The 24,102-nt window shown below is 58.3% G+C and carries 29 protein-coding genes and 1 pseudogene; 14 read left to right on the forward strand and 16 right to left on the reverse strand.

What is annotated here, in order from left to right; genetic code table 11:
• The first annotated feature begins 32 nt into the window (after positions 1–32).
• Positions 33–629, forward strand: a complete 597-nt coding sequence (locus NW833_RS01175; RefSeq protein WP_414394291.1) for a chromophore lyase CpcT/CpeT — start codon at positions 33–35, stop codon at positions 627–629.
• Here NW833_RS01175 and NW833_RS01180 read toward each other — a convergent pair.
• The 5 genes from NW833_RS01180 to NW833_RS01200 all read right to left on the reverse strand — a co-directional run bounded on the left by NW833_RS01180 (position 626) and on the right by NW833_RS01200 (position 3,116).
• A complete protein-coding gene (locus NW833_RS01180; protein ID WP_414394289.1) occupies positions 626–1,156 on the reverse strand; it encodes a hypothetical protein in 531 nt (176 codons plus the stop codon). The genes NW833_RS01175 and NW833_RS01180 overlap by 4 nt on opposite strands.
• 141 nt (positions 1,157–1,297) lie before the next feature.
• Entirely contained in the window at positions 1,298–2,056 is a 759-nt protein-coding gene (gene gloB, locus NW833_RS01185; protein ID WP_414411272.1) for a hydroxyacylglutathione hydrolase, read from the reverse strand.
• A 6-nt stretch (positions 2,057–2,062) separates the two neighbouring features.
• Positions 2,063–2,326 (reverse strand): DUF3143 domain-containing protein, encoded by a 264-nt coding sequence (locus tag NW833_RS01190; RefSeq protein WP_414394285.1) that lies wholly within the window; start codon positions 2,324–2,326, stop codon positions 2,063–2,065.
• A gap of 88 nt (positions 2,327–2,414) precedes the next feature.
• Positions 2,415–2,831, reverse strand: a complete 417-nt coding sequence (locus NW833_RS01195) for a J domain-containing protein (protein ID WP_414394284.1) — start codon at positions 2,829–2,831, stop codon at positions 2,415–2,417.
• A 102-nt stretch (positions 2,832–2,933) separates the two neighbouring features.
• A complete protein-coding gene (locus NW833_RS01200) occupies positions 2,934–3,116 on the reverse strand; it encodes a 50S ribosomal protein L32 (protein WP_414394282.1) in 183 nt (60 codons plus the stop codon).
• 174 nt (positions 3,117–3,290) lie between these two features.
• Here NW833_RS01200 and NW833_RS01205 point away from each other — a divergent pair, with 174 nt between their 5' ends.
• From NW833_RS01205 to NW833_RS01235, 7 genes are all read left to right on the forward strand, one after another.
• Positions 3,291–4,409 (forward strand): CsgG/HfaB family protein, encoded by a 1,119-nt coding sequence (locus NW833_RS01205; protein WP_414411273.1) that lies wholly within the window; start codon positions 3,291–3,293, stop codon positions 4,407–4,409.
• 169 nt (positions 4,410–4,578) lie between these two features.
• Complete coding sequence (locus tag NW833_RS01210; protein WP_414404808.1) at positions 4,579–5,238, forward strand: SDR family oxidoreductase; 660 nt, start codon at positions 4,579–4,581, stop codon at positions 5,236–5,238.
• Positions 5,239–5,372: 134 nt separating this feature from the next.
• Complete coding sequence (locus NW833_RS01215; RefSeq protein ID WP_414411274.1) at positions 5,373–7,895, forward strand: dynamin family protein; 2,523 nt, start codon at positions 5,373–5,375, stop codon at positions 7,893–7,895.
• A 215-nt stretch (positions 7,896–8,110) separates the two neighbouring features.
• Positions 8,111–8,251, forward strand: coding sequence for a KGK domain-containing protein (locus tag NW833_RS01220; RefSeq protein WP_414411275.1), 141 nt, complete (start codon positions 8,111–8,113; stop codon positions 8,249–8,251).
• 34 nt (positions 8,252–8,285) lie between these two features.
• Positions 8,286–8,654, forward strand: coding sequence for a KGK domain-containing protein (locus tag NW833_RS01225; RefSeq protein ID WP_414411276.1), 369 nt, complete (start codon positions 8,286–8,288; stop codon positions 8,652–8,654).
• A 41-nt stretch (positions 8,655–8,695) separates the two neighbouring features.
• On the forward strand, positions 8,696–9,043 hold the full coding sequence (locus tag NW833_RS01230; protein ID WP_414411394.1) for a KGK domain-containing protein: 348 nt from the start codon (positions 8,696–8,698) through the stop codon (positions 9,041–9,043).
• 12 nt (positions 9,044–9,055) lie between these two features.
• A complete protein-coding gene (locus tag NW833_RS01235; RefSeq protein ID WP_414411277.1) occupies positions 9,056–9,310 on the forward strand; it encodes an HNH endonuclease in 255 nt (84 codons plus the stop codon).
• A gap of 1 nt (position 9,311) precedes the next feature.
• On the opposite strand, the gene NW833_RS01240 is transcribed toward NW833_RS01235, so the two are convergent.
• Positions 9,312–10,310, reverse strand: a complete 999-nt coding sequence (locus tag NW833_RS01240) for a YgfZ/GcvT domain-containing protein (RefSeq protein ID WP_414411278.1) — start codon at positions 10,308–10,310, stop codon at positions 9,312–9,314.
• A gap of 81 nt (positions 10,311–10,391) precedes the next feature.
• Here NW833_RS01240 and NW833_RS01245 point away from each other — a divergent pair, with 81 nt between their 5' ends.
• Both NW833_RS01245 and NW833_RS01250 read left to right on the forward strand, forming a co-directional pair.
• On the forward strand, positions 10,392–11,957 hold the full coding sequence (locus NW833_RS01245; RefSeq protein ID WP_414411279.1) for a hypothetical protein: 1,566 nt from the start codon (positions 10,392–10,394) through the stop codon (positions 11,955–11,957).
• A 30-nt stretch (positions 11,958–11,987) separates the two neighbouring features.
• Positions 11,988–12,182, forward strand: coding sequence for a hypothetical protein (locus NW833_RS01250; protein ID WP_414411280.1), 195 nt, complete (start codon positions 11,988–11,990; stop codon positions 12,180–12,182).
• On the opposite strand, the gene NW833_RS01255 is transcribed toward NW833_RS01250, so the two are convergent.
• The 6 genes and pseudogenes from NW833_RS01255 to glmU all read right to left on the reverse strand — a co-directional run.
• Positions 12,179–13,141 (reverse strand): AEC family transporter, encoded by a 963-nt coding sequence (locus tag NW833_RS01255; protein ID WP_414411281.1) that lies wholly within the window; start codon positions 13,139–13,141, stop codon positions 12,179–12,181. The genes NW833_RS01250 and NW833_RS01255 overlap by 4 nt on opposite strands.
• A gap of 5 nt (positions 13,142–13,146) precedes the next feature.
• Entirely contained in the window at positions 13,147–14,397 is a 1,251-nt protein-coding gene (locus NW833_RS01260) for a 4-hydroxy-3-methylbut-2-enyl diphosphate reductase (protein ID WP_414394257.1), read from the reverse strand.
• Positions 14,398–14,486: 89 nt separating this feature from the next.
• The gene (locus tag NW833_RS01265; RefSeq protein ID WP_414394255.1) at positions 14,487–14,762 is read right to left on the reverse strand and encodes a lipopolysaccharide assembly protein LapA domain-containing protein; all 276 of its coding nucleotides are present in this window, start codon (positions 14,760–14,762) and stop codon (positions 14,487–14,489) included.
• 22 nt (positions 14,763–14,784) lie between these two features.
• On the reverse strand, positions 14,785–15,261 hold the full coding sequence (locus NW833_RS01270) for a pentapeptide repeat-containing protein (RefSeq protein WP_414394253.1): 477 nt from the start codon (positions 15,259–15,261) through the stop codon (positions 14,785–14,787).
• 94 nt (positions 15,262–15,355) lie between these two features.
• Positions 15,356–15,853, reverse strand: a complete 498-nt coding sequence (locus NW833_RS01275) for a PPC domain-containing DNA-binding protein (RefSeq protein WP_414394408.1) — start codon at positions 15,851–15,853, stop codon at positions 15,356–15,358.
• Positions 15,836–17,185 (reverse strand): annotated as a pseudogene (gene glmU / locus NW833_RS01280) (bifunctional UDP-N-acetylglucosamine diphosphorylase/glucosamine-1-phosphate N-acetyltransferase GlmU); the annotation flags it as partial. The gene NW833_RS01275 and the pseudogene glmU, both read right to left, overlap by 18 nt.
• A 124-nt stretch (positions 17,186–17,309) precedes the next feature.
• Here glmU and NW833_RS01285 point away from each other — a divergent pair.
• The 4 genes from NW833_RS01285 to NW833_RS01300 all read left to right on the forward strand — a co-directional run bounded on the left by NW833_RS01285 (position 17,310) and on the right by NW833_RS01300 (position 20,825).
• Entirely contained in the window at positions 17,310–17,741 is a 432-nt protein-coding gene (locus NW833_RS01285) for an SHOCT domain-containing protein (protein WP_414346902.1), read from the forward strand.
• Positions 17,742–18,220: 479 nt separating this feature from the next.
• Positions 18,221–18,676 carry a ubiquinol-cytochrome c reductase iron-sulfur subunit gene (locus NW833_RS01290; protein WP_414394406.1) on the forward strand — a complete coding sequence of 152 codons (456 nt, stop codon included), beginning with the start codon at positions 18,221–18,223 and terminating at the stop codon, positions 18,674–18,676.
• Positions 18,677–18,730: 54 nt separating this feature from the next.
• Positions 18,731–19,852, forward strand: a complete 1,122-nt coding sequence (locus NW833_RS01295; RefSeq protein ID WP_414411282.1) for a glycosyltransferase family 4 protein — start codon at positions 18,731–18,733, stop codon at positions 19,850–19,852.
• A 97-nt stretch (positions 19,853–19,949) separates the two neighbouring features.
• Complete coding sequence (locus tag NW833_RS01300; RefSeq protein ID WP_414411283.1) at positions 19,950–20,825, forward strand: PRC-barrel domain-containing protein; 876 nt, start codon at positions 19,950–19,952, stop codon at positions 20,823–20,825.
• 158 nt (positions 20,826–20,983) lie between these two features.
• On the opposite strand, the gene infA is transcribed toward NW833_RS01300, so the two are convergent.
• The 4 genes from infA to secY all read right to left on the reverse strand — a co-directional run bounded on the left by infA (position 20,984) and on the right by secY (position 24,032).
• A complete protein-coding gene (gene infA / locus NW833_RS01305; RefSeq protein ID WP_414394403.1) occupies positions 20,984–21,211 on the reverse strand; it encodes a translation initiation factor IF-1 in 228 nt (75 codons plus the stop codon).
• A gap of 126 nt (positions 21,212–21,337) precedes the next feature.
• Positions 21,338–22,156, reverse strand: a complete 819-nt coding sequence (gene map, locus NW833_RS01310; RefSeq protein ID WP_414410324.1) for a type I methionyl aminopeptidase — start codon at positions 22,154–22,156, stop codon at positions 21,338–21,340.
• A complete protein-coding gene (locus NW833_RS01315) occupies positions 22,153–22,734 on the reverse strand; it encodes an adenylate kinase (RefSeq protein ID WP_414411284.1) in 582 nt (193 codons plus the stop codon). Before NW833_RS01315 ends, map begins: the two co-directional genes overlap by 4 nt.
• Positions 22,734–24,032 carry a preprotein translocase subunit SecY gene (gene secY, locus NW833_RS01320; protein ID WP_414411285.1) on the reverse strand — a complete coding sequence of 433 codons (1,299 nt, stop codon included), beginning with the start codon at positions 24,030–24,032 and terminating at the stop codon, positions 22,734–22,736. The genes NW833_RS01315 and secY overlap by 1 nt, the downstream gene beginning before the upstream one ends.
• Between the last annotated feature and the right edge of the window lie 70 nt (positions 24,033–24,102).

Genomic DNA, 24,102 nt, shown 5'->3' on the forward strand with positions numbered 1-24,102 from the left:
GCCCTTGCACGACTAGGACTTTGGCTTGCGCTATGTCGGTTTCGCCGCAACTGGCACAACTAGCTACGTGGATGGCCGGCCACTTCAACAATCAGCAGCAGGCCATGGCTGAGCCGGTCTGGTTTGCCAACATTCACGTCTACCAGTGCCCTCTGCCGTGGTCGGTGTTTCAGGGGATAGGGTTTTACGTGGAGCAACTGTATGACATCTACCCCGACCAGCCCTACCGCCAGCGGGTCATCCACCTTTTCGAGACGCCGGAGGGGATCCGCATCCAAAACTACGCCTTGGGATCCCCTGAGCTCTACAAATGTGCTGGCCGAGATCCGGGAAAACTGGCCAACCTGACGGCGGCAGAGCTGGAACTCTTGCCCGGCTGTGTGATTCAGGTGGAATGGACGGGATCCTGCTACCGGGGCCGCAGCGTGCCCGGCAAAGGTTGTATTGTCGAGCGCAAAGGCAGAACCACCTACCTGTACAGCGAGTTCGAGATTGGAGCCGACTACTTCCACAGCCTGGATCAGGGCCGTGACCCCGAAACGGATCAAGTGGTCTGGGGATCCCTTTCGGGCCCCTTTCGGTTTGTTAAAAAACAGGATTTTTCCTGCTACTTGCCCCGCTGGAGCTAGCTAGGTGCCGTCCAAATCCAGAAGGCGATGATCCCATCCCAAAGCAGTAGCAGCAGGGCAAAGCCGCCCAGCAGGGCGTACATCCAAGGCTGGACATAGGGGCGCAGCCCGTCGATTTCCAGTCCCGTATGGCGCTGCACCAGCGCTACCAGTTCCCGGAAGCGGCTCACCCGCATGGGCAAAAGGACGCGATCCCCACTGCGGCTGACCAGGTAGTACACCAGACCTCCTTGGCTAGTGGAGCGGGGTTCAAGGTGCTCGACCTCTGCCCAGCGGATCTGCCACTCCTGCCGCACAAAGGGCGGCACCCAGGCGGGGTAGGTGGCCCGCATGCCCACCGCGTCCACCTGGATCTGTTGGCTCAGGGATCCCAGGAGTAGCCCCCAGCCCAGCAGCAGGGCTGCCAGCAGAGCTCCCTGCGCTAGAGGCGTGCCTTGGCGGGCCAGCAGAAGAGGTAGGGGCAAGACTAGTGCCCAGTACAGGGCTTGCACCGAGAAGCGGATCAAAGGCGAAATGGGGAAGGTCATAGACACTCCCAGCCTAGGGCGTGACGTCTCCCCTCTTATTGAGGGGCATCCCAAAAGGGCATTCCTCTTACAGAAAGGTGGATGGCACTGGCCAGTTAGAACAAGACCCGAGCCCAACTCGGCCCCGTTTTCCGGCACGCCCTAGAACTGGTCCTTCATGCCTCGCAGCCGAGCAAAAACCTGCACCGGATCCTGAACTCCGGTGGCCGCTTGCAAAGCCGGCTGATCCCAGCGCAGGAAGGGGTTGGTGCGGCGCTCTTCGCCGATGGTGCTGGGCACAGTTGGGGATCCCGCTTGGCGCAGGGCCGCCACCTGCTGATAGCGCGCCTGCAGGTCAGGGTTGTCCCCGTCCACCGTCAGGGCAAATCTGAGATTGTTCAAGGTGTATTCGTGGGCACACCACACCCGCGTGGCTTCCGGCAGCTGCCGCAGCTGATCCAGGGATCCCACCATCTGCTCTGGAGTGCCCTCAAAGAGTCGCCCGCATCCCCCCGCAAACAGGGTATCGCCACAGAAGAGATCCCCGCTCTCAGGGAAGTAGTAGGCAACATGTCCCCGGGTGTGACCGGGCACAAACAGCACCGTCGCCTGCCGGCCCGCAAACTCCACTGTCTCTCCTGCCCTGAGCTCCACCGTCTGGCCAGGGATCCGTCCCCGATCCGCCTGGCTGCCGTAGACAGCCGCACGAGGATAGCGCTCCAAGAGCTGTCGGTTCCCCCCCACATGGTCGTGGTGGTGGTGGGTGTTGAAGATAGCTACCAACTCCGCCCCCAGCTCAGCCAGTTTATCCAGCACCGGCTCAGCCACTGCCGGATCCACCACCGCCGCCGTTGCCGTTTCGGGATCGTAGAGGAGGTAGATGTAATTGTCGCGCAGGGCAGGCAGTTGCAGAATGCGCATGGCCACTTACTCCTCGAAAATGGCCCGTTCTACATCCTTGCGGCTGAGGGAGTAGGGGAAAGACAAAGTCTTGGTGTTGCCGTTGGGGTAGGTGTAGCGCACCCAAATGCTAGTTTCTTCCAAGCGCAGGCAAGCTTTCCAGCCAGGTCGCTCGCAAAACCACTGCTCCACATCCTGGGGATCTCGAGTACAACCCTGCTCCTCCAGCCACTGTTCGATCGAGGGGAGCGAGTGATTGTACAGAGGTGTGGTTTCAGGCGGCAAAGGCATGGCGAGATGGCAAAAGCTACCCCCGCTACTCTATTCAAGCACTTTAGGTGCCCAGCATTCCCTGGCCTCCCGCGGCTGGGCAGCCCAGTTAGCCCACTCTCCCCTCCCGCAGCCAAGCCAAAACGCCTGCCAATACTAGGCAGAGCACAAAAGTAGCAGCCATCAGCAGCAGGGCACAGAGCTCACCAGCAGAAAGCGGTCGGGTTTCCATGGGCAGCTCAAGGGCCTCTGCCTCCCGCGAGCCTCTTTGCTCGAGCGATCCCGCCTTGGCCCTCATTGCCTGGAGGCTTGCGTCGTAGATAGCCCGCTTGGCAGGGTTGCTGAGAACAAGGTAGGCTTCCTGCAACTCTTGGAAGCAGCGAAGCGCCACCTCCGGCGCCAGAGGAGAGGTGTCAGGGTGGTAGCGCTTGCTCAACTGCCGGTAGGCCCGCCGAATTGCTTCAGGAGAGGCTCCTGGGGACAGGCCCAGCCGCTGGTAGTAGGTAAGAGAGCTCAACGAGCGCATGCAAGTTGCTGGGCAAGACTAGGGGCAACAGAATGGCTCCTAGGAGAGCTTGACCTTAATGTAAACCACTCTTTGAGCTATGGGGATCCCCCCTGCCAGCCTCTATTCTTCTCCCTCCTCCTCTTCAGACTTGGCTTTGGGGTAGTAGAAGCTGGTGTTGCGACCGCTGAGAATGGCGCGCCCAATGGTCATCGCTCGCTGGGCGTGGATCTTGGCTTTGGCTAGCCAAACAGCATACCGCCTGCGACTGCGGGCCTTGGAGGTTTTCTTCTTAGGAACAGGCATAGCTTGTACAAAAGCACAGCTTTACTAGGCTAGCACTGGGCTTGCACCCTCGATCCCAGGCGGGTCAAGCTTTTTCCGGCAACTCCCCAAGGGCAAGCACCTCCGCCCAATCTTAGCTGTTGAGATCTGTCAACTCTTCTACGCAAACCTTCCCAATCCCTTTTGCCAACAGCCTTGGAATCGGTATTCTGGAAACAGGCGGCCAGGCGACGTCAGCCACCCTCCTTTAGGAGATCGATCATACACAGCCTCTTTTCCATCTTGCTGGCCGGGATCCCCCTGGTCAGCTTAGGTTGGACAGGGATCCCAGCGGCCGCCCAATCTGCTAACCCCTCCCTCTGCCGGCAATTTCCTCAAGACATTCGCTGCAATCTCTCTGCTCCCAGCCAAGTTGGGCAAGCACCGCAACCCACCGCTCGCCCTCGCGTTGCAGTTTTGGATTTTGATTTCAGCAGCCTCAGCAATCCCTACAGCCTGCCCGAGGCTGCCCGTGGGGTGAGCGATCTGCTGGTGGATCGGCTGGTGAGAGATGGCACTTTTTCCGTCATCGAGCGCTCGCGGCTAGATGCAGTCTTGGCCGAGCAGAACCTGGGCCGATCTGGGCTACTGGACGCCAACACTGCTGCTCAGGTGGGCCGCATCCTAGGAGTCGATGCCGTGATCCTCGGCAGTGTAACCCAGTTTGATGTAGCAGTGCGTCGTTCTGGAGGTGGGGCACCGGTTCTAACCCCTTTTGGCAACTTTCCGCTGGCAGTGGGGGTTGAGTCGGTGGACGTCGATGCCAACGTGCAGCTCAACGCCCGCCTGGTGAGCACCAGCACTGCCGAGATCTTGGCCGTGGTTGAGGGCAAAGGCAACGCTAGCCAGTCGGATAGCACGGTTGCAGTGGCCGGCTTTGGCGGCGGATCTGCTACCAGCAATGAAGAGAAGCTGCTGGTTTTGGCCAGCCAACAGGCGGTGGAGCAAATTGCCCAGCAGTTGGCTGGCTTTGCCGAACGCTTAGCGGCCCAGCCCCGCTCTTTGCCAACGGTTGATGCCCTAGTGGCCGATGTCTACGGCAACCAGGTGATTTTGAACAAGGGCAGCCGCGACGGCTACCGCGTGGGATTGATCCTTTCTGTGGAGCGGGTCGTCCGCGAGGTTACGGATCCGGCCACAGGAGCAGTCTTGCGCAAGTTGACCGAGCCAGCCGGGCAGATTCAACTGACAGAGGTGGACACAAGCTCCAGCGTTGGCCGCATCCTCAGCGGCTCGGGCTTTAGGGTTGGGGATGTAGCCAAGCCCCTGCGGTGAAACTGCAAAACAAGTTGCCTTCAAAGTTTTCAGCATTTTTTCCCAGGCTGGGCCTGAAGCTTAACTGCTTCCGTTACCTCGGTTTAGGCAAACTCTGAGAAGATAGTTAGCAAGGCTAGCCCAGAAGTTGGGCAGCTACGGGCAATCAGAGCAGCTTGGCAGGGAAAGGATGAAAGCTTTTGTTGCAGGGGCTACGGGAGAAACGGGGCGGCGTATTGTCAAAGAGCTAGTGGATCGCGGCATCCCGGTACGGGCGTTGGTGCGCAGCCGCGAGTTGGCCGCTCAGGTTCTGCCCCCCAAAGCGGAAGTGGTGGTGGGAGACGTGCTGGATCCGACCACGCTGGAGGCTGGTATGGAGGGATGCACGGTGGTGCTCTGTGCTACGGGAGCCAGGCCCAGTTGGGATCCCTTGCAGCCCTACCGAGTGGACTATGTGGGCACCAAAAACTTAGTGGATGTAGCCAAAGCCAAAGGGATCCAGCACTTTGTTTTAATTTCCTCCCTGTGTGTTTCTCGGCTGTTCCACCCCCTCAATTTGTTTTGGCTAATTTTGGTGTGGAAAAAGCAAGCCGAAGAGTACTTGCAAAAAAGCGGCCTCACCTACACCATCATTCGGCCAGGGGGCCTGAAGAACCAAGACAATGAGGATGGCATTGTCCTCTCTCCACCAGACACTCTGTTTGAGGGCAGCATTCCTCGCACCAAAGTAGCCCAAGTGGCTGTTGAAAGCTTATTTCAGCCGGCGGCGAAAGACCGCATCTTTGAGATCATCGCTAAGCCTGGTGTTCCCAGGCGGGAGTGGAGTGAGCTTTTTGCCGTAGCAGGCTAGGTCCCGCACTGCAAGAACGCCTCCGTCAGCCGTCGAGCGTGGGGTGAGGATCTCACCGGAAAAAAGTAGCGTGAAAGCCTTCACCCCAAGGCCTAGCGGGTTATAATCTTCCCAGATTTTCGGAGGTTCCTGCTATGACCATGCAGCTCCCACCTCAGTGTGAAAGCTTAAGAGAGCAAGTTGAAGCGATTCTCAACCTCTGGCAGCAGGATCCCACGCTTTCAAGTAAGCAAGACACAAAGCGGGTTCAGGCTTCACTGAGCAAAGCAATTTCTCCAACCTTTGAGATTGTGTTTGCTGGTGCCTTCAGTGCTGGCAAATCGATGTTAATCAATGCCTTACTGGAAAGGGAGCTTCTCTACAGCGCTGAAGGACACGCCACAGGAACCGAGTGCTACATCTCCTATGCAGAACCTGATGCCGAAAGAGTAGTGCTGACCTTCCTCAGCGAGCAGCAGGTGCAAGAACAAATGGATGCTTTCTGCAGTCGCCTAGGCTTAGCGCTCCCTAGTGGCAACGGCTTAGAGGAGGCTACACTCAGTCGCCTCAAGGAGCAAGCTGAGGCCATTGTTCAACAAGAAGGCGGCAAGAGCAAGTCAGAGCGGGCAAAGCAGGCAGATGCGCTGCGCTTGTTGATTGAAGGTTTTCAGCAAAACCGTGTCAGGATCTACCCAACTGAAAACGGAGTATTCTCTATGGAGCAGCTTAACTTAGGCAACCTAAAAGAAGCTGCAAGTTTTGCCCGTCGAGGTGCCAACAGTGCGGTTTTGCGGAAGATCGAGTACTACTGTCATCATCCTCTACTAAAGGACGGAAATGTTATCGTCGATACTCCTGGCATTGATGCGCCAGTTAGAGCAGACGCTGAACGTACATATCAAAAAATTGCTCACCCAGATACTTCCGCAGTTGTCTGTGTCCTCAAATGCGCCTCAACTGGCGAGCTAACTAAGGAGGAAACAGAACTTATTGAGCGCATCCAGAGTAATAGCAGCATTCGAGACCGAGTTTTTTATGTGTTTAACCGCATTGATGAAACCTGGTACAACCCGCAGCTAAGGCAGCGGCTAGAAACCATTATTGATCAGCAATTCCGTGGAGCCCGTATATTCAAGACAAGTGCCCTGCTTGGCTTCTACTGCTCACAGATCAAGGGAACCAGCCGAGGGAACAGATTTGGCTTAGACACGATCTTCTCAGAAAGTATAAGGGAACTGGGCAGTAAGGAACAGACTCCTCAGTTTGTCATGGAGTTTGTCAAGTACTGTAGCTCGGGAAGACTGATTGGCACTCCCTTTCGCCCTCTAGTGCATGGCTATGAGACGCCTATAGATAACTATGTTCGAATTCTCAGTGAGTGGGGCATGCCTTTGGTTGATTACATGATCAAGGATAGCGGCATAGAAGAGTTTCGTAGTGGGATTACTCGTTATCTAACGGAAGAAAAGCGTCCGCAGTTGTTTCTAGCGCTTGCCGATGACTTGCGGCCCCTTTGTGTTGAGCTTAGGAAGTCTTATCTTGATCTCTACAGGGACTTGGATAGTCAGCCTAGGGAAGTCAGTGGCATGATTGAGTATGAACTAGCGCTTATCAACCAGCAGCTAAACAAAATAGGAAGAGACTTTTATGACCACATTGAAACTATGGTTAACGAAATTATTAACGGCATGGATAAAGACTTTGAATCTGATTTTCGCAAGTTGCAAGCCAAGATGGTGCGTAGGCTGGATGAACTTCTAGACACCTTCTCCGTGGATGGCACCTATAGCCAAGCTGTTCGTATTCATCAGCGTAACTCCACAGCCCCATTTCTAGCTGTCTTGGTTGAGGCCTTCTACTATCTCTCGAACCACCTAGAGGATATACTAGTTGAATCCGCCATTACAGTTGTGGAGAACTCTTTCCGCCGGCTTATCGATCGAGTGCGTAGCTCAGATTACTACAAGCAGCTACTCCGTCTGCTCGGGTATGATGGGGAAATAGAGAAGAAGCTCCTAGAGGTTAAGGACAAAGTTTGCACCTCCCTGGTCAGCGGTGCTCGAAAAGAGTGTGACCGGTACTTGAGAGAGAGTCCTCGCTTCTATGACGAGGGTACTTTCTCAATTTACCAGTTTCGCGAAGTTTTGAAGCAAACTGCCCAATCCTACGACATTTCTGCTATTCGAGACGCTGAGCCTGGGATCCGGCAGTTACTCAAGCTTGACTTTGAGCCAAAAGTTAGCCAGACAATACGCTCTAACTTCCGTCAGGAAACCAACAACACTCTCAAGACTCAGCTGTTGCCGGTTGCTAGGCAGATAGCTGATGAGATTTTGCAAAAGTACCCTGAGGCGAAGCAGTTTATGGAGGCAACTTTAAGGAAGGAGGCCGAAGAAAAAATTGCCCTTAACCAGCAGCGTCTGAAAGAATTGGATGCAAACATAGACAAATACAACCGAGCTGTTTCTGGGATCAACCTCTGCCTGCAAGCTTTAGGCCTCAATCGTGAGATGCTGCCCTTAATTCTTCTTCCTGATTCCTCTGCCACTGTAGAGTCGATTGAGATTTCGGAAAGCTCAAGTGAGAGAAACACAGATCAAGTGTCTGCTCCTGCAAGCACTGCATCTTCAGCGGAGAGCTTTACAGAGTTAGATAGTTTCCTTGACGATCTGACTTGATGACCTGAGATAGAGAGGCCTGTTTTTGGATCCCCAGCTAGAAGTGTGGGATTCAGGGTGATGCCTCTAGGTCAGTACCCAAAAGGGATTGTCTCTAGGCGAGAAACTTTTAGGGTTGCTGGCTTGGTGGGAGCGGCCCAAGAAGCCCTAACCAAAAAAGAAGAGCTAAGCTGGAAGGAGCTGACTGGTTTGGTGAAGGGATTAATTGTCATCTCTTGCTGCCAGGCAGTAAGGGTTGGCAAGCCGGTAGAGTAAGGCTGCGGCTAGCTGTGGAGGTGGACTTTGAGCCGGATGATGGAGGCTCAGAGAGCCGGGGTGGATCCCCTCTGGATGACCTGCGGGAAAGTGAGGAGTAGCTCAGACTAGCAAGACGCAGGGGAGGTTAGGCAAGTGTTAAGTGATGATCAGCCTCAGGAGCGCTCTGTTGAGCTAGATACTTCCCAAAATACTGTCATCGACATAGGAGGACGACTGATCTACTTGCAGGAATTTGCTGGAACATGCTCGAACGTTGTTCGCAATAGCTTCATACCCAGCTTATATAACAAACTTAGCGACAGAGAAATCTCAGTTCCACAGGTTAACTTGAGCGAAATAATTAACGCTGAAGGAACTCGTGCCATACTTCTGCGCCCCGGCTCACCGTGGACTCGCGGCAGAGTCAGGCTAAGGCTAGTGGTTGAGTTTGGGGCGGAACAGGCGGAATCGAAAACTGGTGGATCCCCTTTGGATGACATTCGGGGAGACGTAGACTCCTAAAATGAACTAGTTGGAGTGGAGTTTCTACCATGGCTGAGCCAATGCTTCTCAAATCTACCGATACGCAAACTGTGGTTCAAGTCGGCGGGCAAGTTTATCTCCCGAGTGCTCTACATGAAGCAATTGTATCTTTTCTTGTCACCAACAGAGATTCAATAAACAGGCACCTTGATTCTAAGAAGATTAGTACCGATATAATGAGCTTAATAAGTGGAACTAACTCTCGAATAATGCGACCTGGTCGAGCATGGATTTCTAGACAAGTGTCGATCAAAATTTGCCTAGAGTTTGTTCCTGGAGAGCAAACCTCGGTTTCCGAAACCCTAGATCATGATCGCCTTCCCATTGACGCCGCCACCTCTCCACTAGACGACTTGCGAGCTACTTAGATTTGACCCGCTATGAGGGAAACGAAAAGGAACCACCGCATCCTCATCCCGCCAGCTGTGCGGGAGTACGTCTTCCAAAGGGATGGCTTCCGCTGTCGCAGTTGCGGCAAGTCGCCTCCAGAGGTGCAGCTTCAGGTCGATCACATCATTCCCCTTGCCCAGGGCGGCAGCAACGACATCAGCAACTTGCAAACGCTGTGCAAACTCTGTAATCAGCGCAAAAAGGACAGGTGGGATCCCCGCTTTCGCCGCCATTTCGATCTCTAGCTCAAACAACGGGAGGAAAGCTTAAAAAGGGCGGGCGGGTGAGGAGGCCGGTTGTTGAACCAACCTCCACCTCCCATCCTTCGGCGGGCGCGAATTTGGTGCGCACATAGCCCAAGCCCCAGTAGCCTTGGGAGGTGGAGCCAGCGCTGGTTAGCACACCGATCTTTTCCCCTTGCCGCACAATCTCGGCGCCAGGCTGGGCCTCGCCCTGGAGGCGGATCCCCCAGAGGGTTTGGCGAATGCGCCTATAGGTTACCTGCTTGGCCAAGACTTCCTGGCCAATGTAGCACCCCTTGGAGAGGGAAACGGCGTGCCATAGGCCGGCTTCCAGAGGGTTGTAGTCGGGGGTCAGCTCGTGGTCAGCAGCAGGGCGACCGGCCTCCAGGCGCAGGGCTTCCCAAAGTTCGGCTGAGGCCAGCTCCGCTCCGGCTTGCCGCAGGCAGCTAGCAAGGGCGGCTTTGTGTTCGCTGGCCCCCCAGAGGGTAAATCCCGGCTGGGCAAGGCCGCTGCCACAAGCCAAATGGACAGGGATCCCTTGAATCTCCACCTGGCGGTGCTCGTATAGCTTTGTCGGGATCCCTTCTGAGGTCACCACCTTCTCGAGGAGGCGCTGGCTCTGCGGGCCAATTAACCCAAAGGCAAAAGTCTGGTCGGTTGCATCAGCTATTTGGGCCCCGCGCACGAAGGGCAACAGGCGTCCCAAGCTCTGCAGTAAGAGGCGACGTCGCTGCGGCGAAGTCCAAATCCAGCAGGCCTCCTCTTCCACGTAGACCGTCGCCAGGTCTATGATCCCTGCTGTGGGGGTAACAAACACGGTATCTGCCCCCTGGCCAGGTTTAAGAGCCTTGAGATCCTGAGTGCTCTGGCTGTGCAAGTAATCCAGGGCGGCGGATCCCTGTATCCGCAAGCGGCCCCACGCAGAGCGATCCAAAAGCAGGGATCCCGCCTGGGCGGCTCCAAGCAGGGACGAGGGCGTGGGAACCTCAGAAACACCCGACATCGCTCACCCCAGAGGTGTCGTTTGGTTTTCTTCCCCACCTTAGAATAGGCTAGTTCACCTGAGCGTCTGTGGCGGATCCCTGTGATCGAGGTTGAAGTCCACCAACAGTTGCGCCAGCTCTTGCGGCAGCTCCCTGAGGCCGGGTGGCCCCATCAGTTGACGATGGCCCGCATGGTGGCCCGGGGATTGCGGCTGGGGCGCAGCACCTTGATCCAGGTGCCGAGCGGGGGTCAGCACCGCCTCAGCTATCTGCTGCCGGCTTTGATGTGGCCCCATGCTACCTTGCTGTGTGCCCCAGCGTCTGTGCAGGCGCAAATTCTGGGGGAGGAGATCCCCTGGCTGCAGCAGACTTTGCAGTTGCATAAGCCGGTTCTGCAAAAGGATCGCTGGCCAGATGCCGACTTTCAAGGGCTGCTGTTGGTCGATCCCCTGGATTGGCTGCAGGCGCGCTTGAGGGGAGCAGAGATGCCAACCGGGATCCCGTTGATCTTGGACGGCGCCGAAGACCTGGAGGAGTGGGCCTACCAAGCGCTGACCCTAACCATCGAAGCCAACCACTGGCAGCAACTTCGGCAGATCTTTCCTGCTGAGGCTGAGCGAATCTCCCAGGCCCAGGTTCAGTTGGCTCTACAGCTTTTGCGACGGCCCCTTTCCCGCTGCTTAGTTCAGGCAGACGAACAGGTTCACCTGGAGGTAGCGCTGTCCCTGGTGGCCAGCTACCGCGGCTGGCTGCCGGATCCTTGGGATCAGCTCCGCCGGCGGCTTGGGGCCGAAGGGGATCCCGCTTCCCGTTGGGTCTGGTGGGCGGAAACCAATCGCGAGACCGGCCGCCTCACGCTTTACCACAGCCCGGTGGCTTTGCACGAATGGCTAGCGCCCATCTGGGCTACCCAACCCGTGGTAATTATCGGCGAGGCGCTGGATTTGGATCGGCAGGCAGAGAGCTATCGCTGGCGCTTAGGCTTACCGGATTTGACGCCCCTACGCTTTAGCTCAGGCGAAGAGTGGATCCGCTCCGGGGGGGAGCCCCTGCCCAGTTTGGCTCTCTATTTGCCGTGGCTGCCCTTGCCCAACAGTCCTCTGTTCCGGGAACACTTGCTGCAGGAGCTAAAGAGCCTGATTGCAAAGGCGCAAGGCTTTGTGGTGGTGCTGGTTTCGGATCAACCCCTCCAGGTGCAGGTCGGAGCTGCTTTGGCCGCTGAGTTTGGCTCGCGGGTGCGGGTGAACAGCCCCTTTCGAGGAGAAAAGGGCATCTTGGTCTGCGACTGGTCCTACTGGCTGCAGCACAAGGCTAGCCTACCTTGCCCGGAACTGCTGGCCATTGCCACCCTGCCGTTTCCCTCGATGGAAGATCCCAGGGTGGCCGCGCGAGTGCAGTATCTGCAGCGCAGTCGGCAGGACTGGTTTCGCCAATACCTTTTGCCGGTGGCAGCCAGTCAACTGCAGCGAGCCGTCGCTCCCTTGCGGCAGGGATCCGAAGTAGCTGAGGCCACTGGCTTGCCCCAACGCTGGGTGGCGATTCTGGATAGCCGCATCATTGCCCGCAGCTACGGCGTTGCCCTCCTCAATGCTTTGGGGCCAACTCTGCGCATCCAGCAGCCCAGCCAATTGTTTAACCAAAGCCAAGCCGAACCTGGGCTATCCTAGGATTAGCGCTAACCTTGTTTGGCGGGGATCATGACCAGTCCTGCTCTCAGCCCCAATCCAGCACCGCACCTGCAAGCAGTTTGGAAGTCGTTGCGGCAGGCCATCGTGGAAAGCTCAGGCTTCCAGGGATGGCTGCAGGGGCAGGAGTTGCCCAAGGAGGAGGCTGAGTTGGATCGCCTAGTGCATCGTTACCTGGAGCAGGCTTTGTCGCACTTGGCCTACTAGGATCCCCACAGCAGCAACCAGAACGGCAAAGTCAGCAAGGCTGCCACGTAGCCTACGGCTAGGGCTGTTGCCGTTAGCTCGCGATCCAAGTCGTATTCTTCCGCAAGCACCAGGGTGGCAACGGCAGGGGGCATACCCGTCTGCAAGACCAGCACCAGCTTGGCCAAAGGAGGATAGGGAGTCAAGGCTAACCCCAAGCCCACCAAAAGGGGAACGGCAACAAGTTTGATGAAGAGGGCCACGGCGGCGGGGCGAAGGGATCCCCAGTGCGGCACCTGGGCTAGCCGTATGCCCAAAAGGATTAAGCTCAAGGGAATCGTGCTCCAGGCAAAGGCAGTCAGCCCTTGGGCTAGCCATTCTGGCAGAGGGTGGCGAGCCATTGCCAGGCCGACAAAGAAAGACCAGAGAGTGGGACTGCTTAGGACGCGGAGCGTGGCTTGCCAGGGAGGGGTGAAGGAAGCGCTGTAGCGGCTGGCAACCCAGACTCCCAGACCGTAGGCAGTAAAGAGGGTGCCCAACAGGTCGTAAAACAAAGCCCAGCCAAAGTAGGCGCTCCCGCCCACTGCTAAGCAGATGGGGTAGCCCAAATAACCCGTATTTCCCAGGGTGGCTGTTAGGTAAAAGCTGCCTCGCCGGGCTCTGCTCCAAAGCCAGGGATCCCACTCTTTCTTCCCCTGCCAGGTGTGGTGCTGCCACTGCAGCCAGGCACTGGCCAGGGCATACCCTAGCCCTGTGGCCAGCCAGCAGACCAAAGGGGCCGCCCAGAGCTGGCCAGAGAGGTCCGCCGTCTGCATAAACCCAAGGGTGCCCAGGGGAACCCCCACCCAAAACATGAAGCGGCCCAGCGCTTGGGGATTTAGCCAATGGCGCCAGGGGGGAGGTAGCCCTCTCTGCAGGACAAACCCCAGCAGCGTCCAGCCCAGCAGGGGGAGGTAGACCTGAAAAAGAGTGGTGAGCACGCCTTCTAGAAGCCAAGGGGAAGGGATCCCTGCGGAGGGGTCTGCGGCTGTTCGCGCAGGGCAAAGATGCGCAGGATCACCTCCTCCACAACGCGGTCGGGGGTAGAGGCACCGGAGGTAATACCAATCTGTACTGGCCCGTCGGGCAGCCACCCTTCTGTAACGATTGGGTCTTGGTGGAGGGGCTTGTGGCGGATGCGGTTGGGCGGTTGGATGCAGTCGGGGCCGTCAATATGGTAAGAGGGCAGCCCTTTCGAGAGGGCAATTTCCTGCAGGTGGGTCGTATTGGAGGAATTGAACCCGCCAATGACCACCACGACATCCAAAGGCCGCTCCAGCAGCTCAAACATGGCGTCCTGCCGCTCTTGGGTGGCGTTACAGATGGTGTTGAAGCTCATGAAGTGCTTGTCCAGCTCCTGGGGGCCATACTTGCGCAGCATCGTGATCTCAAACAGCTTGGCTATGGCACGGGTTTCCTCCTCGAGCATCGTCGTCTGGTTGGCGATGCCAATCCGCTCCAGATCCCGATCCGGATCAAAGTTGGGGGAGGTAGCCTTGCCAAAGCGCCGCCGAAACTCTTCTGGGTCCCCGCCTTCCAAAATGTAGCGGGCAACCCATTCGGCTTCTTCTAGGTTCAGCACCACCAGATATTTTTCAGCAAAGGAGCTGGTGGCCACGGTCTCTTCGTGGTCGTACTTGCCGTGGATGATGGAGGTAAACTGGGCAGCCCGGTGCTTGTCCACCTGGTTCCAAACGCGAGAGACCCAGGGACAGGTGGTATCGACAATCTCGTTGCCCTGGGAGCGGAAAAACTCCATTTCCGAGACACTTGCCCCAAAGGCGGGCCAAATGACCACATCTTCCGGCCGGATTTGGGAAAAGTCTTTCTTGCCGTCTGGGCCTTTCTCCACGAAGCGGATCCCCATCTCCTGCAGGTGCCGGTTGACCAGGGGGTTGTGGATGATCTCGTTGGTGATCCAGATTTGGCGATCGGGAAAGCGGTGCCGAGCTTCGTAGGCATACTCTAGCGCCCGCTCCACTCCCCAGCAAAAGCCAAACGCTTTGGCTAGATGGATGGTGATATCCCCCCGCTGATAGCGGTAAGACTGGGCGCGAATCTGCTCCACTAGGCGGCTTTTGTAAGTAGTCTGCAGCTCTCGTTGGGCCTGATCCTTGTACTCTTCGAATCCTTTAGCAGAGTAGGTGCTGGAGCTGCGCAGGGCTTTGCGCAGGGCGCGCGGATCTGAATGAGGCATGGCTGTCACCTCGGCTAGGCACTGCTGAGAACACTCTCTCAGCTTACGTCCTCTCTTGGGGGTGCGGGCCATTCCAGCAGCGGGACGCCCTAGGCAGGCGGCTGCTCCTGCGTTTCCAGTTGCTGCAGCCGTTCCTGCAACTGGCGGGCGACAAGGGAAAAACTGCGTTCAGGCCAGAGAAAAGAGCCCAGCCCCACGGTCAGCAGGCCTAGGCCAATGGCGGCGGCGATGAGCAATCCCAAGGGCAGCTCCACCGAGCGCCACAGCAGAAACTGCACTGTCCGCAAGGTCGGGTTTTGGCCAGCTAGGACTGCCACTCCCAAAGCCAGCAGCAGAGTCAAGAGCAGGTTAAATAGCAAAAACATAGGAAAGCCGCTTGCACCGGTTCTATTCTGCCTTGTTTGCCGAGGGAGCAGACCAGGGCTGTACTGTGCCATCGGGTAGGATGGCTCCGCTCAGGTCAGCGCCAATCAGCACCGCTCCCCCCAACTTGGCTGCGCTCAGGTCAGATCCCTGCAGCTGGGCGCGGGTTAGCTTGGCCTCCCAGAGGTAGGCTCCATGGAGATTGGCCTCCCGCAGGTCGGCAAAGCTAAGGTCAGCGCCGATCAAGTTGGCTTCCCAGAGGTTGGCGCCGCGCAGGTTTGCCCCTATGAGGTTGGCGGAGCTGAGATCGGCTCCCCGCAAATCGGCTTCCTGCAAGTTAATTCCACTCAGCTTGCCAAAGGAGAGGTTGGCCCCTCTCAGGTTTGCCCCCTGCAGCATGGCGCGCACCAAGTCTACGCCCACCAGGTTGGATTCTTGGAAGTTGCGCTCGCCAGCAGCGTAGCTTGCCAGTAGCTCCTCGGCAGTGCTCACTCGGGGCATAGGGAATACCCCCCTTCTCAGCTTGTGCCAGCAACCCCTAGGGCTAGTCAGGGTGTTCGTGACCTAAGGCTATGTTAGCCAATATACTCGCTGCTTAGGTGTCTTCCGCTGCCTGGAGCGTTTGCTTGGCCACCTTTTCGATGTGCAGCTCCAAGTAGCCGGTGGCTGGATCCAGTTGGCGGGAGAAGCGATACTCCAGGCTGTCGGCGAGGACAATTTCGGCAGTGGTGTAGATGAGGCAGCCAGGGCGCAGGTGCCCTCCCCAAGTTCGGCCCTGGGCATTGGCAACGGCAAGGTGAAGATGGACGCCGTCCGGGCAGAGGGATCCGCTCAGGGACAGGATCTCCAGGGGCTCGGCCAGCAGGCAATCCTCGGTTTGGTCGGCCAGGCGCAGGGTGGCTTGGCGGAGGCTGCCAACGGCGCTGAGAACAAAGCCTGCCTGCAGGGGTTGTTGGCGGGCAAAGCGCTCCAGCTCCTGTTTCAGGTCTTGTCCGGGCAAGAGGCGCAAGGGGTAGATGCGCAGGGATCCTGGGGGTAGAGGCTGGGGGCGGCTAGCAGCGGAGATCCCTGGTCGCCAGCCCGGCTTGACCACCGGGTAAGCGCGGGCGATCACCAGGCAGTCGTCGGGCACAGGGTAGCGGGCAGGGATGGTGGAACCGGCGGCGATGGTGACATCGGATCCTATCTTGAGGGGAGCCACCAGTACCGAGTTGGCCCCTGTCTTACTGCGATCGCCGATTTCCGTGAAGTGCTTCTGCTGGCCGTCGTAGTTGGCAATAACCGTGCCGGCGCCGATGTTGACCTGGGATCCCAGCTTGGCGTCGCCTAGATACGCCAGGTGGGCAGCATTGGTGTGGGATCCAATCTGGGTGTTTTTGACTTCCACAAAGTTGCCGATGCGGCAGCCGTCGCCAATGCAGCTGTTGGGGCGGATGTGGGCGTAGGGCCCCACCCAGACGTGGTTGCCGATCTGGCTGTGGCTGACCACCGAGTAGAGGATGTGGCAATCGGAGCCGATGGTGCTGGACTCAATCCAACTGCCCGGCCCCAGACGGGTGCGCGGCCCAATGCGGCAGGGTCCTCGCAGATGGGTTTGGGGTTCGATCACCACATCGGGGGCCAATTCCACCGTCTCTTCCAGGCTGACGCTGTCGGGATCCACAAAAGTCACCCCCGCCTCCATCCAAGCCTCTTTGAGGCGCTCTTGAAGAATCTGGTGGGCCTGGGCCAACTGGCGGCGGTCGTTGATGCCAACGATTTCCCGCGGATCCTCAGCGTCCAGGGCGATGGCTTTCTCCAGCAGTTTAACTGCGTCGGTGAGATAGTACTCCTGCTGGGCGTTGTTCCGCCCTAAACTCGGCAGCACCCGTGCCAGGGCCGGCCAATGGAAACAGTAGACGCCGCTGTTGACGCGGCGATTTTGCCGCTGGGCCGGGGTGCAGTCGCGCTCTTCCACCAGCTCCAGGATTCGCTGCTGGGCGTCGCAAAACACCCGCCCATAGCCATAGGGATCCGCCACCTGAGCCGAGAGCAACGTCACATCCGGCTGGACTTGGCGGTGGCGTTCTAGCAGGGCCTGCAGGGTTTCCACCCGCAACAGAGGCACATCCCCGTTGACCACCAGCAGATCCCCCTGAAAGTCGCCTAGAACAGGCAAAAGCTGCTGCACCGCATGTCCGGTGCCCAACTGCTGGGCCTGCTCTACAAACTCGACGGGATACTCTCGCAGAGTCTGTCGCACCTGCTCCTGTTGGTAGCCCACGATCACCAGACAGCGCTGGGGCTCCAGAGCCAGCACTGTGCGCAGCAGCCGCTCGATCAAAGACAAGGATCCCAGCTTGTGCAGCACCTTGGGCAATTGCGACCGCATGCGGGTGCCCTTGCCCGCTGCCAGGATCGCCACCGCTAGCTCCCGCTCCGCCATTTTTTGCTTTCCATCTGCCCCCATCAAGTATAGGCGGAAGGCGCTTGGAGCTTGGGTTCTCTCTCCCTCTGCCAAGGACTTGGAAACTGCGCTAGCCTGGTGGCAGGTGTAGGTAGGGCAGAGCATGGCCGAGGGCCGAGAGGCGCCCCCACCGCCACGCCAGCGGCTGGTTCGCGAGGCAGCCGGTTGGTTGGCAGTGCTGGGGGTGGTGATCCCGGGATTGCAGCGCTTCTACATGGGCCACAAGCGCTGGGGGTGGGTGTACTTGCTGGTGGGGCTGATGGTGTGGGTTCCCTCTCTTCCCCTGCAGATCCTCAGCTATGGGCTGCGAGCTCTCTGCTTGCTGGAGGGCCTGTGGTTGCTCACCATGACCAATGAGGACTTCGATTTCCGCTTCAACCGGGATCTCCTCGAGCTGGAATGGACCAGTGCGAAAAGTCGGGAAGTCCGGGATCCCGAGCAGCAGTTGGAGATCCAGTGGAAGCAGGGCCTGCTCACCCGCGCAGAATATGAGGAACGCCGCCAACACCTTCGGGGGCATCCCAAAGGCCACTAGAGGTTGACCAAGGAAACTGGGTACAAGCCCCGCCCTTTAGGGCGGCTTTTGCTAGACTGCAACAGTCGCTCCATCCATTCATAAGAAGAGTGCAGCGTGCAGTCAAACGTATCTGGGCTCCGGCCCAGGAGTTGGGGTTATGGCATCCCCCATAGGGCCGAGGTTCAAACCTCATGCTCTTTCGCCTACGGCGGCGCGGAGCGCTTTGTAGCTCAGCCGGCAGGATTCATCCTGCTGTCTGAGAGAGAATCCTTGTCCTTTAGGGCAGGGAGAATGTCAATTTCGCGCTTTGGTTAACGACCTCATGCCCTCCCCAAAGGCAGGACACAACCGCGGGCCGCGCACACGGCGATTTGCAGAGCCTGCAAAAGTGCGGTTTGCGCTGGCTGAAGCCATAATTGGAAGGTGGCCAATGTGCTGGCACCCCCTTGGGAAGGTTCCTGGCTGACGCTTCGCTTTGTCTTGAGGATCTAGTGGCCATGTACAGCAACCGTCGTGGTTTTCTGCGCTGGATAGCGCTTGGCTTGGGCGCGCTAGTGGGCCTGCTGCCTGCTTTGACGCGGCGCCGTTTCGACCGGGCCCTTGCGCAGGGCGCCCCTGTCAGTCCCAGGGCTGCTGAGCCGAAATTTGTAAAGGTTGCAACCCTTGCTGATCTGGAGAAAGGTCCCCTCAAGGTGAAAAACGCCTTTGGCAACAACACTGCCACGCTGTGGCTGGTCAAGGATCCCAAAAAAGCGGACTCGGTACTGGCTCTGGACGCAACCTGTCCCCACGCTGGCTGCGAGGTGGACTGGCGGGGCAAGAACTTCGTCTGCCCCTGCCATGGCTCAGCTTTTGCTGCTGATGGCAGCCGTATTCGCGGCCCAGCCGATGCCGACCTAACTGCCTACAAGGTTAAGGTCGAGAAAGAGGAAATCTTCGTGTCTAGAACCTGATCCCCCCCCTCAGGGATGAACCCAGCTCAGCAAGGGGTTGGGCCGGAAGGCTGCATGGGTCGTCTTTACCGCTTCTTGTTCGTCTCCACCCCCGTTGGGCCTCTTGGGTCGGGGGCGGGCGGTGGGGTGGAGCTCAACCTTGTCAACTTGGCGCGTAGCCTGCTTGAGAGAGGGGCCCAAGTGCGCGTGCTAGCGCCTGAGGGATCCCACAGTGCCGACTTGCCGGAGGGAGTTATCGAGACCGTCCCAGGCCTCCCCCCGCCCTATGCCCAGAGCCAGCGCCGCGACCAGCCGGTCTGTTTTTCCACCCCTTCTCTGGTGGCCAACCTGTGGCAGCGAGCTGCCCAACTGCAGGAGCAGTTTGAGCTTATCGTGAACTGGAGCTACGACTGGCTCTCGTTCTACCTGACCGATTTTTTCCGCACGCCGGTGGCCCATATCCTCAGCATGGGATCCCTCAGCGATGCTGTGGATCAGGCCCTGGAGCACATTGCCCACCGCTACCCAGGTCGGCTGGCGGTGCACTCGCGAGCCCAAGCCCAGACTTTTGCCTTTGCCCGCGCCCAGATGTCGGCAGGCCGGGATCCCTTTGTCTATTTGCCCTGTGGCGTCGACCTCAGCCGCTACGAGTTTGTGCCCAAGGGGAACGGATCCCTGTGTTGGATTGGCCGCATTGCCCCGGAAAAGGGCCTGGAAGACTGCGCCGCCCTGGCGGAGAAGACGGGAAGGCCAGTGCTGATCCTGGGCCACCTGCAAGACCCGGCCTACTGGCAGCAGATTCGGGAACAGTACCCACGGGCTCAATTGGACTACCGGGGGTTTTTGCCCACCTCCCAGCTGCAGCGGCTCTTGGGCCAATGCTCGGCCTTGATCATGACCCCCAAGTGGGTGGAAGCCTTTGGCCTGGTGGCGGTGGAAGCTTTGGCGTGCGGTGTGCCCGTGATCACCTACCGTCGCGGCGGGCCGGCGGAAATTGTCAGCGATGGAGAAACTGGCTGGGTGGTAGAGCCGGACGATGTGGCGGCCTTAGCAAGGGCCGTAGAACACTTGGATTGCATCGACCGCAGCCACTGCCGACACCGCGCAGAACAGCACTATTCTCTCCAGGGCATGACAGAGCGGTTTTTAGCCTGGAGCGGGCAAATTGGCCGGGATCCGATCCCGGCAGCCCGCTAGAGAAGAGACGGGCAGTGGTACTATTGGATTTTGATGCCTGGGGCCGGCTGACCAGCCCACTCACGCCAACACTTCGACTTACGACGGGGAAACCACCATGACAACGGAGAAAGGATCTGTTGCGCTAGCACGACCAGAGGTTCGTCGGCGGTCACAGGTTCTGGGAACGCAGGTGATTAGCCAAGCCAATGGGGCCCGGCTCGGAGTGGTTAGCGAAGTTTGGGCAGATCTGGAAGCTAGGCAGGTCCTGGTGCTGGGGGTGCTGGAAAGAGCCTGGGCTGGATCGCCCCGTTTACTAGAGCTGCAGCAGGTCACGGCCCTAGGGCAAGACGCTATCCTCGTCCCCAGCGATGAAGTCTTCGAAGACTTGAATTTGGAGGGTCTCAGCCGGGTAGTCGGCAGCGAAGTGGTAACGGAAGAAGGGATCCGCCTCGGTAAGGTTAAGGACTTTGAGTTTAACTCTGTCTCTGGTCTAATCAGTGGCTTAATCCTCTCCAGCCTTGGCCTCACCTTTTTGCCTGGCTTTATCCTCAGCACTTATCTGCTTCCTGCTGATGAGATCGTCTCCGTAGGCGGCGATCGCCTCATTGTGGCTGATGGCGCTGAGACCCGCTTGACCCAACTGGCCAAAGGAATCTTGGAGACCCTGGGGCTAGGCAAGCCCCCCTGGCTAGCTGCAGGCGCCTCTGCCCCTGCCCTGCCTAGGTCTACCGCTGAGGCTGAGGCGGAGGAACGCTACGAGGAAGCCTACGCCGAGGAATACGCAGCGGAAGAGGCGGAGGAAGAGGGCGTCTACGCCGAAGCAGAGCCTGAACCCCCACCCCCTCGGCCCGCGTCCTCTCCTGTCTCTGAACAGCCGGCGTGGGAACAGGAGTATCCCCAAGAAGAAACTTCCCCTCCTCCTCCTGAGCCAGCTCCCCCCCCCTTCAGGGATAGCGATCCCTGGGAAGAGAATGCTGGCGAACCAGCTTGAGCGGCCGAGTGGGTACCCACCTTACCTAGCAGTGGGCTGGGCTTCGACAACCCCCAGGCAAGCTGCCCTGGATGCACATAAGCAAAGCGAGGGGTTCGTGGAGATGACTGCCCCCTCGCGCTTCCTTCTCAACCGCCCCAGCAGGATCTGGAAAACACCTACTCATTTTTCTTAAGGCGGTAGGTAATCCGCCCCTTGTTGAGGTCATAGGGGCTGAGCTCCACCTTTACCCGGTCGCCGGGCAGGATCTTGATGTAGTTGCGGCGGATCTTGCCCGAGATGTGGGCGAGAACGTTAAAGCCATTGTCCAGGTCCACCCGGAACATGGCATTGGGTAGGGATTCCGTAACTACCCCTTCCACTTCAATAGCGTCTTCCTTAGCCAAGTAGCCCTCCTTCTCAGACAACGCAACTCTATGGCCCTCCCCTCTCCTGTTAAGAGGGGGTTAAGAGCCGAAACAATACTCCACCTCTTCTATCCTAGCTGTTGCAGTCCTTCATGGGGGAACTCTCTAGGACTGGAAGGGGGTGCGATCTGTCAAAATCTCAGCGCCGGCCTCGGTAACCAGAATGGTGTGCTCAAACTGGGCTGACCAGGAGCCATCCACTGTTACCACCGTCCAGCGATCCGGCAACACTCGCGTGGCCTCTCCCCCCGCAGTGACCATTGGCTCAATGGCCAGCGTCATGCCGGCGCGAAGCTTGGGATTGGGCAGCTCAGGGGTGCGGTAGTGAGGAAACTGCGGCTCTTCGTGTAAGTTGCGACCCACACCATGGCCAACGTACTGCCTCACCACGGAGTAGCCCCGCCTCCGCACATAGTCTTCAATGGCGCCTGAGACATCTTGCAGCCAGACCCCATGGCGAACGTGCTCGATGCCTACCTGTAGGGCTTGGGCCGCTGTGTCGATGAGGTCGCGGGCGGCATCGCTGAGGGGCTCTAGGCCAATGGTGATGCAAGAATCCGCATGCCAGCCTTCCACCATGGCGCCAAAGTCCACCTTGACGATGTCTCCTGGCTGCACCACTTTGCGGGGGCTGGGGATCCCGTGCACCACTTCATGGTTGATGCTGACACAGACGCAGGCGGGAAAGCCGTAGTAGCCCTTGAAGCTGGGCAGGGCATTTAACTCCGCTACCCGCCGCTCAGCGTAGGCATCGATGTCTGCGGTTGTCCAGCCCGGCTCCAGGCGCTCGGCAATTTCCTGCAGCACCTGGGCCACCACTCGCCCAGCCCGCCGCATCTTCTCCACTTCCCGGCGAGATTTGATTTCACCAAGCTGCAGGCCTCGCCGCGAAGACCCCAGCCCCGGCTTGCTGGCCTTGGTCATGCCGTCCTCCTACAGCTCTCCAAAAGGGCCCGTAGGTGCTGCTGGACCACTTCCATCGGCTGGTTGCCGTTAATCCGCCGCAAACGGCCCTTAGCCTCGTAAAAGTCGATTAGGGGAGCGGTTTGCTGCCGATACACCTGCAAGCGTTTGAGGATGACGGCCTCATCAGCATCGTCGCTGCGCCCCTGCTCCTTGCCGCGAGCCAACAGCCGCGCCACTACTACCTCGTCGGGCACTTCTAGGTTGAGGACGTGGTCGTAGTCTTGCCCCAGCTCCTGCAGCAGCTCTTCCAGAGCCTCTGCCTGCGCCAAGGTGCGGGGAAAGCCGTCTAGAATCCAGCCTTGCTCCGGCGACTGCTGCAACTGGCCTCTGACCATCCCAATCAACACCTCGTCGGGCACTAGCTCCCCTGCATCTATGTACACCTTGGCCTGCCGTCCCAGCGGGGTCTGGGCTTTGACCTCTGCCCGCAGCAGATCGCCTGTAGAAATTTTGAGTGTGTGGTAGATGGCTGACAGCCGCTCTGCCTGCGTACCCTTGCCTGCTCCTGGCGGTCCTAAAAAGATCAACCTCAGCACTACTGCTTGACCATCCCTTCGTAACGCTGCGAAATAACGTAAGTCTGGATTTGCTTGGAGGTTTCAATGGCTACCCCCACCAAAATGAGCAGCGAGGTGGCTCCCAAGCCTTGGAAAGTGGTAATGCCGGTTGCCCGCTCTACTGTCGTGGGAATAATGGCCACCGCACACAAAAACAAGGCCCCCAGCAGTGTCAGCCGGTTGAGGATCCCTTCGATGTACTCAGCCGTGGCCTTGCCAGGACGCACGCCTGGAATGCTGGCACCCAGTTTCTTCAAGTTCTGGGCCAGTTCTACTGGATTGATAATCAAGGAAGCGTAGAAGTAGCTGAAGAAGAGAATGAGCAGGAAGTAGACGGGGATGTAAAACCAGGAGGTAGGGGAGAGGAGGTTGGCCACCTGAATTAAGGCTGGGCTCTGCGTATACTGGGCCAAAGCCCAAGGTAGAGACAGCACCGAGTAGGCAAAGATGATTGGCATCACCCCCCCCTGGTTAAGCCGCAGGGGCAAGTAGCTCTTCTGCTCGCGGAACAGCTTGTTGCCCACCTGGCGCTTGGCGTAGATGATGGGAATTTTGCGGCTGCCCTCCTGGACAAAGACAATGCCGACAATGGTGGCTAGGAAAACAGCCGTCAACACCAGGATACCCCCAATCGTGCTGCTGTCGGCGCGAACCAGGCTAATGGTTTGACCCAGGGCGCGCGGCAACGTGGCAACAATGTTAACGAAGATCAACAGCGATGGCCCACTGCCCACCCCCTTCTCCGTGATCATTTCCCCCAGCCACATGACAAACATGGAGCCTGCTGCCAGTGCCAGGGTGGTGGAGGCCATAAAGGCCAGCTCATTGCTGGTATTGGCAAACTCCCGCACCCAGAAGGAGATGCCAATGCCTTGGATGATGGCCCAGAGAAGGGTGACGTAACGGGTGTACTGGGAAATCTGCCGCCGGCCCTGCTCCCCCTCGTTTTTCTGCAGGTTCTCCAAGGCTGGGATGGCTGAAACCAGCAGTTGCATGATAATCGAGGCGTTGATGAAGGGCAGGATGCCGAGGGCAAAGACCCCCAAGGCAGAAATGCCGCCCCCCGAGAAGATATCCAGAAAGCCAAACACTGGGCTGTTGGCCGCCTCAGCAGCAAAGCGAACTCGGTCAATGCTGGGGATGGGAATATAGATGCCCAGCCGCACCAACAACAACAAGCCCAGGGTCAGGAGCAGACGGCTGCGCAGGCCCGAGGCCATTGCCATCTGCATGAAAGTCTCTTGAGCGGAGGGAGTAGAGCCTCGTGTGTCAGCCATAGATTTAGCAAAGAGCCAGGTGAGCTACTTACCACTCTACGCTGCCGGTGGGGAAGTCGGCAAAACCAAA

The sequence above is a fragment of the Synechococcus sp. O70.1 genome (assembly GCF_047462215.1).
GTDB lineage: Bacteria > Cyanobacteriota > Cyanobacteriia > Thermostichales > Thermostichaceae > Thermostichus.